This window comes from Nitrospiraceae bacterium (assembly GCA_020632595.1).
Classification (GTDB): Bacteria; Nitrospirota; Nitrospiria; order Nitrospirales; family UBA8639; genus Nitrospira_E.
This window is the reverse complement of record JACKFF010000007.1, coordinates 192233-206285: the sequence shown is the minus strand read 5'-3', so window position 1 is coordinate 206285 and position 14053 is coordinate 192233. Positions and strand designations below refer to the sequence as shown.

10 protein-coding genes are annotated in these 14053 nt (G+C 52.8%); 9 read left to right on the top strand and 1 reads right to left on the bottom strand.

The window, feature by feature from the left end; translation table 11 throughout:
- Position 1 precedes the first annotated feature (1 nt).
- From H6750_14190 to H6750_14180, 3 genes are all read left to right on the top strand, one after another.
- Positions 2 to 3334 carry a transglutaminase family protein gene (locus tag H6750_14190; GenBank protein MCB9775457.1) on the top strand — a complete coding sequence of 1111 codons (3333 nt, stop codon included), beginning with the start codon at positions 2 to 4 and terminating at the stop codon, positions 3332 to 3334.
- Between the two features lie 283 nt (positions 3335 to 3617).
- A complete protein-coding gene (locus tag H6750_14185; GenBank protein MCB9775456.1) occupies positions 3618 to 6203 on the top strand; it encodes a circularly permuted type 2 ATP-grasp protein in 2586 nt (861 codons plus the stop codon).
- Entirely contained in the window at positions 6200 to 7090 is an 891-nt protein-coding gene (locus tag H6750_14180; protein MCB9775455.1) for a transglutaminase family protein, read from the top strand. Before H6750_14185 ends, H6750_14180 begins: the two co-directional genes overlap by 4 nt.
- Before the next feature lie 290 nt (positions 7091 to 7380).
- Here H6750_14180 and H6750_14175 read toward each other — a convergent pair whose 3' ends face one another.
- Positions 7381 to 8427, bottom strand: a complete 1047-nt coding sequence (locus tag H6750_14175; GenBank protein ID MCB9775454.1) for a phosphate ABC transporter substrate-binding protein — start codon at positions 8425 to 8427, stop codon at positions 7381 to 7383.
- A gap of 376 nt (positions 8428 to 8803) precedes the next feature.
- On the opposite strand from H6750_14175, the gene H6750_14170 reads away from it, so the two are divergent.
- From H6750_14170 to H6750_14145, 6 genes are all read left to right on the top strand, one after another.
- Positions 8804 to 9103 (top strand): winged helix-turn-helix transcriptional regulator, encoded by a 300-nt coding sequence (locus tag H6750_14170; GenBank protein ID MCB9775453.1) that lies wholly within the window; start codon positions 8804 to 8806, stop codon positions 9101 to 9103.
- Positions 9104 to 9148: 45 nt separating this feature from the next.
- On the top strand, positions 9149 to 9976 hold the full coding sequence (locus tag H6750_14165; GenBank protein MCB9775452.1) for a phosphate ABC transporter substrate-binding protein: 828 nt from the start codon (positions 9149 to 9151) through the stop codon (positions 9974 to 9976).
- The gene (gene pstC / locus H6750_14160; protein ID MCB9775451.1) at positions 9933 to 10820 is read left to right on the top strand and encodes a phosphate ABC transporter permease subunit PstC; all 888 of its coding nucleotides are present in this window, start codon (positions 9933 to 9935) and stop codon (positions 10818 to 10820) included. The genes H6750_14165 and pstC overlap by 44 nt, the downstream gene beginning before the upstream one ends.
- Positions 10804 to 11658, top strand: a complete 855-nt coding sequence (gene pstA / locus H6750_14155; GenBank protein ID MCB9775450.1) for a phosphate ABC transporter permease PstA — start codon at positions 10804 to 10806, stop codon at positions 11656 to 11658. The genes pstC and pstA overlap by 17 nt, the downstream gene beginning before the upstream one ends.
- Complete coding sequence (locus H6750_14150) at positions 11655 to 12497, top strand: phosphate ABC transporter ATP-binding protein (protein MCB9775449.1); 843 nt, start codon at positions 11655 to 11657, stop codon at positions 12495 to 12497. Before pstA ends, H6750_14150 begins: the two co-directional genes overlap by 4 nt.
- 85 nt (positions 12498 to 12582) lie before the next feature.
- Positions 12583 to 13965: a porin gene (locus tag H6750_14145; GenBank protein ID MCB9775448.1), complete on the top strand. Its 1383-nt coding sequence runs from the start codon at positions 12583 to 12585 to the stop codon at positions 13963 to 13965.
- The last annotated feature ends 88 nt before the right edge of the window (positions 13966 to 14053 follow it).

Here is a 14053-nt window from a genome sequence, read left to right as displayed (position 1 = left end):
CATGGCACTCCACGTCGCACTCAATCACCAAACGCATTATCACTACGATCGCCGCGTTCAGATGGGACCTCACGTCATCCGATTGCGGCCGGCTCCCCATAGCCGGACTCCCATTCTAAGTTACGCACTCAAGATTGAGCCCAGCGGTTATTTCCTGAACTGGCAACAGGATCCTCACGGTAACTATCTGGCACGGATTATTTATCCTGAAAAGGTTCAAGAATTTCATGTGGAAGTCGACCTCGTGGCCGACATGGTCATCTATAATCCCTTTGATTTTTTTCTGGAGCCGGACGCCGAGACACTCCCCTTCAACTATGATCCCCTGGTCAAAGAGGACCTGCTGCCGTATTTGGCCAAAGAACCACTAGGCCCGCGACTGCAAGAATGGCTGCGTCAGTTCACCGCGCCACACGATGATCCGACCGTTCCCTTTTTAATGAGTCTCAATCAGCAACTGAAGTCTCAAATCGACTATGTCGTCCGCATGGAACCCGGTGTGCAAACTCCTGATGAAACATTGGAACTGGGACGTGGATCGTGCCGGGACACCGGTTGGCTCCTCGTGCAGATCCTTCGCCACCTGGGCATTGCCAGTCGATTCGTCTCCGGCTATTTAATCCAACTTGTTGCCGACGTGAAATCCTTGGACGGTCCGTCCGGTACCGATCGGGACTTTACAGACCTTCACGCCTGGGTGGAAGCTTATCTGCCTGGGGCCGGATGGGTGGGATTGGATGCCACGTCCGGCCTGTTGGCTGGAGAAGGTCACATCCCGCTGGCCTGCACACCTCACCCTCTGACCGCTGCGCCGATTAGTGGAGCGATGGAGATTTGTGCAACGACGTTTTCTCATGAAATGTCGGTCACCCGTATTGTGGAAACGCCACGGGTGACCAAGCCCTACACAGAAGAACAATGGCAGGCGATTGATCATTTTGGACAACGACTGGACCAGGAATTAGCAGCCAACGATGTCCGGCTCACGATCGGAGGAGAACCCACCTTTATCTCCATTGATCATCCCGATGCTCCCGAATGGAATACCGAGGCTGTCGGTGAGACGAAACGACCATTGGCGGCGAATCTCATCAAACGCTTACGGGAGCGTTTCGCCCCTGGAGGACTTCTGCACTTTGGCCAAGGGAAATGGTATCCCGGCGAACCCTTGCCCCGCTGGGCCTTTAGCCTCTTTTGGCGGCAGGATGGAAAACCGATCTGGCAGGAAGACCAACTCTTTGCGGAGGAAAATCAGGCCTCAAACATTTCCGCCGATGATGCTAACCACTTCATTCAGGGAATCGCTAAGCGGGTAGAGGTGGGCACCAAGACCATTCAACCCGTCTATGAAGATCCCTGGCATTTCATCGGTCAGGAACGCAAGCTGCCGGAAAATCTCGAACCGGCCACCAATAATCTCGACGACCCCATGGCTCGTGCCCGGCTCGCTAAGGTGTATGAACGCGGTCTGGGCAAACCGGCAGGCTATGTTCTGCCATTGCAACGCTGGAATGCCAAAGACGGACAACGTCGCTGGGTCACCGCGGCGTGGACCACACGCAGTCAGCACCTGTTTTTGGTTCCGGGTGACTCGCCGATCGGTTTTCGACTGCCCCTGCCATCATTACCGGTCATTGATCCCAAAGACTATCCTTACATTATTCCAACGGACCCATTCGACATTCGAGGACCCTTACCCGATCCGATTCAGGAATCCTCCCTTCAGGAACACCGGCTTCAGAAACTACAGGGAGAAGGGGGGCAGCATGATCCGGCTCAAGTGATCATGGGGCAGAAGAGCGGGATCGGCGCAGGAGGTGTGGTTCGCGCATCGCTCACAGTGGAACCTCGAAACGGGCACCTCTGCGTATTCATGCCGCCTCTGGAATCGGCAGAAGATTACCTTGATCTGGTCGCCGTCATTAAGGACACGGCTGCGGAATTAAACCAGCCAATTCACTTGGAAGGCTACACGCCCCCCTATGACCCTCGTATCAACGTTTTGAAAATCACTCCTGATCCTGGAGTGCTCGAGGTGAACATCCACCCCGCGAAAAATTGGGCGGACATGGTCGCGATTACCACGGCCATCTATGAAGAAGCGAGACTCTGCCGATTAGGCACGGAAAAGTTCATGCTGGATGGACGACACACGGGAACCGGGGGAGGCAATCATGTGGTCATGGGAGGCAACACCCCGGCCGACAGTCCTTTTCTGCGTCGGCCCGATCTCCTGCGCAGCATGATCGCTTACTGGCAACGGCATCCTTCCCTCTCCTATGTGTTTTCCGGTCTCTTCATCGGCCCGACCAGTCAGGCTCCTCGCATCGATGAAGCCCGTCATGATTCCTTGTACGAGCTGGAACTGGGATTTGCGCAGGTCCCCGCTCCCAACGTCGGGACACCACCACCTCCATGGTTGGTCGATCGGATCTTTCGAAATTTGCTCATTGATGTCACAGGGAATACCCATCGGACGGAAATTTGTATCGACAAACTCTACTCTCCGGATGGCCCGACCGGCCGACTCGGACTGGTAGAATTCCGGGCCTTCGAAATGCCGCCCCACGAACGCATGAGTCTGGCTCAACAGGTTCTGCTCCTGGCCCTCGTTGCGCGTTTCTGGAAAACTCCGGACCAGGGAAACCTCGTTCGATGGGGAACCCAACTTCATGATCGTTTTATGCTACCCCACTTTCTCGCTCAGGATCTCCATGAAGTCATCCAGGATATGAATCGCGCCGGGTACGAACTGCAGGACGACTGGTTCGCGCCTCACCTGGAGTTCCGTTTTCCCCTCTTTGGTTCAATCAACTATGGCAGTCTGGTGATGGAAGTTCGGCAGGCTCTGGAACCCTGGCATGTGATGGGAGAGCAAGGGGCACCCGGCGGCACAGTCCGATATGTGGATTCCTCGGTCGAACGTCTACAGATCAAATTGTCCGGCTTAACTGAAAACCGTTATATTATCACCTGCAATGGCAAACGCGTGCCCATGATACCAACCGGACGGCAAGGAGAGGCAGTCGGCGGCGTGCGATATCGAGCCTGGCAGCCTCCGAACTGTTTGCATCCGAAGATCGGAATTGACGCCCCGTTAACTTTTGATATTTACGATCAATGGGCCGGGCGGGCGGTTGCCGGATGCACCTATCACGTGGCTCACCCGGGCGGAAGAAACTTTGAACATTTCCCCGTCAACGCCTATGAAGCCGAAAGCCGTCGGTTGGCCAGGTTTCATACCTTTGGTCATACCGCCGGACCCTATGCCGAACCACCGGATACCTCTCGCCCGGAATTTCCTTGCACACTTGACCTCCGATGGCCTGCCTAATCACATACAGTGGACAGTGTATCCAGGAAACGGTAAGGTAATTTTGATTAACCCTCGACGAGAAACACCCTGATGGGACTGTTGAATATTTTTAAAATTTGCCTGTTCGGCAGCATATGATCGGCAGAAACCCGCATGGGAAACATGAGAGAGTATTCAAAAAGACTCGTCCGGCAAGACTGCAGCCCTTTGGGCAGGCGGAGCATACGGAGGAGTACGTGAGCACGGCCAAGCGGCGAGAACGCCGCTGGCTGGATTTTTCAACACTCCCTTGATGAATTCCATGGCGGCATTCCCTTTTCCCGAACCACCGGACTCCCTCTCCCAACCCAACACCATGTACCCGCCTCAACAGGACACCTTTGATGAACTCGTGGCGTCGGACGGGTCTGTTCGTCCGCATTGGCAAAATCTGTTGAAACAATTCGAGAGCCTGGACGCTACCCAACGCCGTCTGGCTCATGAAACCGCCGCGCGAATGTTGAAAGATGACGGCGTGACCTATCTTGCCAGTCAGAGTGAACGACAACGGGACAGACCCTGGCAGCTTGACTTATTCCCACTGTTAATCAGCCAGGAGGAATGGCAACATCTTGAAGCAGGCCTGATTCAACGAGCCCGTCTCCTCAACCATATCTTGAGCGATTTGTATGGCCCGCAACAATTGCTGAAAAACGGAACCTTACCCCCTGCTGTGGTGTTCGGGAATCCCCAGTTTTTGCAGCCCTGCCATGGCGTCCCTGTGGCAGGAGGCACCTATTTACATTTTCTGGCATTCGATGTGGCGAGAGCCCCCGACGGGAAATGGTGGGTCTTGCGTGATCGCACCGAAGCACCCACCGGTGCCGGATTTGCTCTCGAAAATCGCATTATTGTCTCACGGTCTTTACCCAACCTGTTTGCCCGAACACAGGTCCAACGACTTTCTTCTTTTTTCCAGACCTTCAGCGAGAGTTTTCTCCAGTTCTCCCAACGGGAAGATCCCCTGGCGGTAGTGCTCTCGCCGGGCCCGGGAAATATGGCGTATTTTGAGCACGCCTATCTGGCCCGGTATCTGGGATACCCGATCGTCGAAGGCTCGGACATGACCGTACGCGATGAACGGCTGTTCCTGAAAACGGTCGATGGTCTGAAGCCCGTTGATCTGGTCTTACGCCGGATTTATTCGGACTTGTGCGACCCCCTGGAATTGATGACCGAATCCCTAACGGGTATCCCAGGATTGCTCCAAGCCATTCGAGCCGGACACGTCACATTAGCCAATGCGCTCGGAAGTGGATTGATCGAAAGCGAGGTCATCTTAAGCTTTCTACCGACATTATCCAAATTCTTTTTTGGTGAAGGACTTAAAATTCCCAGTGTTGCCACCTGGTGGTGTGGACAGGCCAACGAGCGCGCCTATGTGCTCGATAATATGAACCGATTATTAATTCGTCGTGTCTTGACACCCAAGCGTGGCCTCACGCACGACCGTCTCTCCTCCTTCGGGCCTGACTTGACCGAGGAAGACCGTGGAGCCCTGGCTCAAGCCATTGCCCGGCGTGGACATGAATACGTGGGACGGGAAATCGTTTCGCCCTCCACGACTCCCTTTTGGACATCTCAGGATGAGCTCAAACCGGTCCCAATGACTGTCCGCATCTATCTGACAGCCACGAAGGACGGCTATACCGTCATGCCTGGTGGACTCGCTCGCGTGTCGGTTCGATCGGATCCCCGTGGGCACTGGCATGAACCCGGTGATTTCAGTAAAGACACCTGGGTGCAGTCGAATGGTCCTCTTGATATTCCGGCAGCCGTCACGCTGCCCCATCATACGCTTCGGCTTCGGCGGGGAGGACGGGATTTACCCAGCCGAACCGCTGACAATCTCTTCTGGCTGGGACGTTACACCGAACGCGCTGAAGGCGCGATCCGTTTATTACGAAGCCTGGTGTCACGCCTGAGCGGAGAGGCGGGAATCGGAGATGATCCTGAGACCCTGCATCGCTTGGTCTCACTACTCGTGATGCAGAAACATTTATCGCCCCGTCGCGCCAAACGGGCCGTGGAAGGGGGAGCCGGCGCGGTGGAGGCGGAACTTCGGACAATTTTATTTGACCCGGATTCGCCGGACGGCTTGGCAACCATTCTCCAGAATGTGCGACGCACCGCAGAATTGGTTCGCCACCGGTTATCCCTCGACACCTGGAATATTCTCATGGAGCTCACCAGCGTGCCAAAGGATTGGGCTCAGACAAAAGGACAAAGCATCGACGATGCGATTCGACTGTTGAGCCGGATGATTCAACATCTGGCAGCGCTCAACGGCATGGTCATGGAAAATATGACCCGCAGCTATGCCTGGCGTTTTCTGGAAATGGGACGGCGGCTGGAACGCGTGAGACATTTATCCAAACTCATCCGTCATCTAACATCACGGGGCACGCCGGAAACGACCGGCGCCCTCAATCTGCTGCTGGAATTAGCCGACGCCTCCATTACCTACCGAACCCGATACAAGGCTGAAGCCAAACTGGCTGCAGTCTTGGATTTACTTTTGGCGGATGATACCAACCCTCGTTCAATTATCTTCCAGTTATTGACGGTCGAGTCACACATCAACGCATTGCCTCGAGAGGAAGCCTCTGCTTCCATCAACCCGGCACAGCGGATTACCACACGCGGATGCACGGATATTCGACTGGCCGACATGATGGAACTTGCTCAATTCACGACCAAAACCGGCGTGCGAGTCAATCTTGAACGACTACTCAAGCAACTGGATCAACATGTGCACCAACTCTCCGATGTGGTGGCTCACACCTTTTTCAGTCATTCATTGGCCCAACGGATTTCAGGACCTCAATGGCTTGAGGGCATTCCATGATGTATCAGGTTACACATCGGACCACCTTCTCCTACACCCAGCCGGTTGCCATTTCTCATCATGTCTTGCGTCTCACTCCACGGACCCATCCTCGACAACATTGCCTTCGATCCACCGTGACATTGGATCCCACGCCATCGGTCCGTTCAGAAGGTGAGGATTATTTTGGCAATCCCATGACTCACCTGACCATTCAAACCCCTCATCCCCAATTGATCGTCGAAGCCAAAACCGTCGTGGAGGTCCTCAAGCCGGAGCCGATACCGTTGGATCAAAGTCCGCCTTGGGAGCAAGTCGTCCAACAACTCCAAAATCCCTTGGATTCACCGAATCTGGAAGCCCAACAATTTATGTATGATTCCCCCTACATCACCATTGACGATGCCACGTATGATTTTGTTCGTGAATGCTTTCCATCCGGGCGTCCGCTTCTGGCCGGGGTGATGGAATTAACCAGCCGAATTTTTGAGGAATTCACCTACGAAGGAGGTGTGACCGAAGTGTCCACCCCGGTTCAAGATGTTCTCACCTCACGGAAGGGCGTTTGCCAGGACTTTGCGCATTTGGAAATTGCCGCACTCCGCAGCCTGGGTTTGCCCGCACGCTATATTAGTGGATACCTTCTGACGCATCCACCTGAAGGACAGGAAAAACTGGTGGGCGCCGATGCCTCACATGCCTGGGTAGCCGCATGGAGTCCCGGCCTCGGTTGGGTCGACTTTGATCCCACCAACAATATCATTCCCGGCGATGAACACATCACCTTGGCCTGGGGAAGAGACTATGGGGATGTCAGTCCGATTAATGGCTTCATGGTTGGGGGCGGACAGCATACGCTCGCCGTATCCGTGGACGTCAGCCCCGCTCCACATCCTTCACTCGTGTAATCCCGAATTTACAACAATAAGGATTTCATTTTTATTCCTGAATCCCTGCCTCAGTTGCTGCCAGCGTTTGCACTCCGTTCCCTGTCGACAAAAAAGATGTCACCAGCACCTGCCCGTAATGAGGAAAGACCTTCTCATTCTATTGAACGAAATCGTCATGAATTGTATGCTGCCTGCCACCCGGCTCCTTGTCAGAAATTGACTCCCGGCTTCCAGGTGTGAAGCCATGCAAGCATATGAGAGGAAGTCTGGCATTCTTCCTGCCGGCAATTTTCCCGAACACGGTCGGACTATTTAAGATCCTTCGGTCCCTTCGCGTTAGAGACCGAAGCCATCGGCCTGGACCAGGTAGCGGACAAAGCCATGAGGTCTTTGGTAGGAAGCGGAAAAAAGCCCGATTTAGCAACCACTTGTTGGCCTTCCAGACTCACCGCAAATTTAATGATTTCGGAGAAGAGAGGAGCATGTTCCATATCTGGGGGTTCATTCACATAGAGATATAACACTCGACGAAGGGGATAGGACCCATTGCTTGCGGATTCAAATGTCGGCTCGACAAATGGATCGCCATCACCGGCAGCCACAGGTAAGGGTTTCACGGAATTGGTGCGATAGCCGATTCCACTATAGCCGACGGCATAAGGATCATTCATGACGGCATGCACAATGGAGGCGGCACCAGGTTGAACCACACTCGTCTCTTTGTCTTTCCCATCCAACAAAACGAATTCCCTGAAAAACTGTCCGGTCCCTGATTTCGCATCCCGTATGTGAGGAACAATGGAAGATTTTTCCCATACCCCGGAAAGGCCCAACTGACCCCACGTGTCGATGGACTCCGGAGCCCCTCGGCGCCTGTCCGAGGAGAACAACGCATCCAATTGTTGGAATGTAATGTGGTCAAGTGGGTTATCCTTATGAACAAAGATAGCAAACGCATCGACAGCAACGGGGATCGCCGTGGGTACGTAACCTACCTGTTTGGTGAATTTCTCGATTTCTTGATTCGTCATCGGACGAGACATGGCCGCAATCTTTGTTTTCCCGCTCATCAATGATTCAACGCCCGTGTTGGATCCCTCCGTCTTCAGACTGATCTCCAAATCAGGATGAATTTTCTCCAGCTTGTCCTTCCATGTTTCCAAAATCGTTTTCATGGTATTGGACCCGTCGATTTCGACTTTTCCCGACACACGGCTATGTGGGGAATATCGAGGCACCTGTTGGTCCACACTGGGAAATAAGTCGTCTGCTGCTGTGGCAAAAGAACTCAGCACTATGAATATCAACCCAAACAGCATCGCACCCCTAAGAAATTTGCTTTTCTTCAATCTCATATTCGCTCCTTGTTGAATGATTGTCCCGTCTGATTAGCGGTGATGCCGCCCAGATTCATGTGACATCAGGAAAAGCGGCATTCGTCCCTCCTTCCCCATCCCCTTAGGCCAAATTTTACCGTTGACTTATGTCGGCCAAATTTCATGCATGTTACAAATAAGTTAATTTTTACTCTGGAACCACATTGTTCACAACGAGAGAAGTTTACGACCCAGTCCACTCAGGTCATTCAGAATGCATTCGGACGAAAAACAAACCCTGCCAAACCTACCGTGCTAATTGATCTTGACTCTTAACGACCGTTTATATTAAATACGGTTCATATGAATAGATATTCATATCATTTAGATATTCAATAAACAATTTTCCTGCGCAATGAAAATCAAAAACACGTCTTCTTCCTGTGCAAGCAAGCTCAAGGTACTATCAGACCCAACACGCCTGGCGGTTCTTGAATCCCTCATGTCCGGACAAAAAAATGTCGGGGAATTGATGGAACAATTGAACGTGGAACAAAGCTTATTATCCCATCATTTAAGTGTGTTGCGGGATAACGACCTGGTGGAAGCCTTACGGGAGGGAAAAACCGTGATCTACAAACTCCCGGAAAATGTTGCAGATTCTACGAGTGGAAAAGCCATCAACCTTGGATGCTGCAAAATCTCTTTTGATTAAGATCGTCCAATGTTTTCTTAAAAAACCAATATTGAAAAATTTTGTATGCCTGTCTCTCTTCTTGAAATCATAGGCGTCATCGTACTCTGCACGATATGTTCATTAGATGCCTCGCTTGCGCAAGCTGATGGACACAAGCTGGTCATCACCGGATCCAGCACCATGGCCCCCCTGGTCGCGGAAATCGGCAAACGATTTGAGACACGTCATCCCGGAATCCGAATAGACGTCCAAACGGGAGGTTCTTCACGCGGCATTGCTGATGTCATCAATGGAGTCGCTGACATTGGGATGGCATCTCGTGCTCTGAAATCTCAAGAACAGCATCTGCATGGATCCGTCATTGCCCAAGATGGGATTACCATCATCCTGCATCGATCAAATCCTGTTCAGGAATTAACCGATGATCAAATCAGAGCTATCTATACCGGAGGAATCACCCATTGGAACCAGGTTGGCGGGCCTGATGCACCCATTACCGTCGTGAATAAAGCGGAAGGGCGTTCCACCCTGGAATTATTTCTGACCTATTTCCAAGCATCCAATCGCGACATTCACGCTCATGTGGTTATCGGAGACAATGAACAAGGCATTAAAACCGTGGCCGGCAACCCCCACGCGATTGGATACGTCTCCATTGGCACGGCACAGTATGATGCCACCCACGGCATTCCGATCCGACTATTACCGTTGCAACACATTCCCGCCACGATTGAGACGGTCCGGGAAGGTACGTTTCCCCTCTCGCGTCCCCTGACACTTGTAACAAAGTCTCCTCCAGCAGGACTCATTAAAGACTTCATTGATTTTGCGCGATCCTCTGAGGCCAATGATCTCATCCTCAAACAATATTTCGTCCCGCTCCAAGGGTGATTTCCTGTTGTCGTGGAGCGTGCGCCTCCTCGCATTGATGGCTGGTGGGCTCTTGCTACTGGTCATATCTTTTCTCATTCGTGAATCCTGGCCGGCACTACAGCATATTGGGCTTGCCCGTTTTTTCCACGACCCCGATTGGTACCCTCTCGATGAATCGTATCGGCTGACGGCTATGATATGGGGAACCCTCTTGGCGACCGCGGGGGCGATCCTCCTTTCAGCTCCACTTGGCATTCTGTCAGCTATCTTTTGTCATTTTTATGCGCCCCCTCTGCTCAGCCGATGGTACCGACGCATGGTCGAACTCCTGGCAGGAATTCCTTCAGTCGTGTTCGGCTTCTGGGGTCTCGTGGTTCTGGTCCCGATCATCGGCCGCTGGCATCCTCCAGGAACAAGCCTGCTGGCCGGCATCCTCATCCTGACGCTCATGATCATACCCACGATCATGTTAGTAGCCCACGCAAGCATGGCCCACGTTCCCATCGCCTATATTCATAGTGCCTCAGCCTTAGGATTCAGTCGAGGGTCATTGATTTGGCATGTGGTGATTCCCACATCAAAAGTCGGACTCTTCACCGGTATCCTGTTGGGATTGGCACGGGCGTTGGGAGAAACCATGGCCGTTCTCATGGTCTGTGGAAACGTCGTCCAAACCCCGTCCCATGTGTTTGATCCGATCAGAACCCTGACAGCAAACATTGCCCTGGAAATGTCCTATGCGTTGGCCGATCACCGGGCCGCATTATTCGTCAGTGGTCTCTTCCTCATGGGACTCGTCATCCTGATTGTCAGCCTGGCAGAAGGCTTGCGACATGGGAATATCTATGTCCCGACAAAGTAGATACGTCCAAGAATCTGCCACAACCGCGATCATATGGATAGCGGCCATCCTGGTCGCCGTACCCTTTTTCTGCTTGATGGGTGATTTACTCTGGAACGGGTTGAACCATCTGTCATTCAGCTTCGTGTTCTCGGCTCCACAGAATGCGGGGCGGGAAGGCGGAATCGGCCCCATCCTCATATCCACGCTGTTAATTCTCGGAGTGTGCATGGGAGTAGCCTTACCGATGGGTTTGGGGACCGCACTGTTTCTTGCCGAATACACCCGTCATGATCATATTCTGGGCCGCCTGATCCGAGGCTCACTGGATGTGCTGGCAGGCGTGCCCTCCATTGTCTTCGGACTGTTTGGCAACGCCCTATTCTGCCAAACCCTCGGATTAGGATTTTCTATTTTGTCGGGAGGTCTCACCCTAGCCTGCATGGTGTTACCGATTTTGATTCGCACGGTAGAAGAAAGTTTTCGCGCCATTTCCATTGAACAACGATTATCCGCAGCGGCCCTTGGCCTCTCAAAGCCGACCACGGTTCGAACCATTCTCCTCCCTGCGGCCCTGCCCGGCCTTCTCGTCGGAGTCATCCTCGGACTCGGACGAGCCATTGCAGAAAGCGCGGCCTTGATTTTTACCAGTGGGTACGTGGATCGCATGCCGGAATCGCTGATGGACTCAGGACGATCTCTTGCTGTGCACATTTACGATCTTGCCATGAATGTGGCCGGGGGCAACCCTCACGCCTATGCCACCGCTCTCATTCTGGTGGGCCTCCTGTATATCATTAATTTTTCCTCTTCCCGTATTGCCACACGATGGATAACACTCAATCAACTCCACGCATGATCCCTGATCCCGAGAACCGGTCAGGGTGGAGAGCATGGCTTCCCTACCCATCTACGGAACCCTGCTGTGAACCGGTTCCCCATATTCGCGCAAATAATCTTTCCATCGCCTATCAGGGTCATCAGGCGCTTCGAAATGTCACGATGGAAATTCATCGGGGATGCATTACGGCGTTAGTGGGACCTTCAGGTTGCGGGAAAACCAGTTTTCTCACAAGTCTCAATCGCTTAACGGATTTGATACCGGGTTGCCAGGTCTCGGGGAATCTGCACATGCATGAACTGGATATCCTGGCCCCGACGACCGATGTCCTCCAATTGCGTCGTACCGTGGGAATGATTTTTCAAAAACCCACCGTCTTTCCTTTTTCGGTCCGCAAAAATCTGGAACTCCCCCTCCGTGAACACGGAACGTGTGATCGCACGCTCTTGGCCTCCGCCATGGAAAAAGTCCTCCAGCAGGTTGGTCTCTGGGATGAAGTCAAAGACCGGCTCGACCATCCCGCTCAAGCCTTGTCGGGAGGACAACAACAGAGACTCTGCCTGGCAAGAGCACTCGTGTTGGCGCCAGATGTTCTTCTGCTTGATGAGCCCTGCAGTGCGCTGGACCCGCTATCCAGTGGAATCGTTGAAGATCTGATCGTCACCTTGCGAGGTCAGGTTACCCTCATTATTGTCACTCACAACTTGGCTCAGGCCCGGCGCATTGCCGACCACATCGCATTTTTCTGGTCATGTGACGGGGTTGGCCAACTCATCGAATATGACACCGCCCAGGCCATATTTGAGACTCCCGCACATGAACTTACCGCAGCCTATATTTCCGGTGCCAGAGGATAAGTCTCTTGTGTCACACCTGTTAATATTGTAATTTCTCACTTCAATTTCCAACGCCTGCCGTCACGACTCAGTGGAGAGCATAAGCATGAAATACCTGTTTCTGGCATTGGTCTGTTGCGGGCTGTTAGCCCAAACCCAAGCCTGGGCCGTGGACCCTCTCTATGAGGACAGTCTGGAGAATGTGTTACTGGAAAAAGGAATCATTACCAAGGAAGATTGGATCCGCATTCAAGCCGAGCGAGAAAAAAGAGAGCAAGAACTTAATACCCGTATGGATCAAGAGTTTCCCGTTACGGTGGGATATGGAAGAAGAGGGTTTGAATTTGCAACGAAGGATGGTAAGTTTGCCACACAGATTCAATGGCGGTTCCAAGGTCGCTGGTCCTATCCCACAGACTCCGATCCTATCTCTGCCGCAGACTTTAATGAAGACCCGCAAAGTACCTTTCAACTTCGGCGGGTTCGAATGAAAATCGGTGGGCATGGCTATCAACCCTGGATTAAATATTATTTTGAGATGAATTGGCAGTCCACTTCGAATGCCGGCAGTTCCGGCATAAGTCCCCAATTGCTTGATTGGCGGATCTCGCTTGAAAAATTTTCGTTCCTTTCCCTGCAACTCGGCCAATGGAAAGTCGATTATAACCGGGAACGGAGAGACTCCTCCGGCAACCAGCAGTTCGTCGAACGGTCCATCGTCAATGAGATCTTTACCATCGACCGACAGGTCGGAGCCATGCTGTATGGCCATGTGGCCCCCGGGACGGCCTTTGACTCCCGGTATTATGCCGGCGTCTTTACCGGATCCGGCCGGGGAGAAGCCAACGACGACGCCAACATGATGTATTTCGGACGATACCAATGGAACTTCCTTGGACGCGATCTGAAATGGTCACAAAGTGACGTGGAGTTTCATGAACTCCCCACGGGAAGCGTGGCCTTCGGGGCTTATACCACCGTCGGCAAATGTACCCGATGGTCATCCAGTGGTTGCGGCACCTTACCCGAAGACAATTCGGCCGGTGTGCCCTACACCTCTGATTCGGCTGCGACAGCAGGACAATATCGGGTGCAAGGCATGGTGGAGGAGTTCGCCTTCAAATGGCGGGGGCTGTCTATTCAACATGAATATCATTGGAAAGAGGTCAAGGATGACAGCTATCCGGAAGGTGCACCGGGCTATAAGACCAACATGATGGGGAGTTATTCGCAGATCGGGTATTTCCCTCACTATCTCATTCCGGCGGTGCCCAAACCCTTGGAAGTGGCCTTTCGGTATGCCTTCGTCGACCCCAACATTTCCGCACCCAATGACCGGCGGCAGGAATACACCACCGCCATCAATTGGTTTTTTGCCGGACACAGAAACAAGATCACTCTTGATGGCTCCTGGCTGACGCTGGCCCAGCCGGCAGGTCAAAACCAGCATGAGCAGCGGGTCCGCCTGCAATGGGACGTCTCGTTTTAAATTATTCGTTCGCCTCTCCTCCTTCCACTTCTTTGCTTTCTCACTTCCTTTGTCTTCTTGGTTCTTTCTGCTGAACCCATTCTTCCTC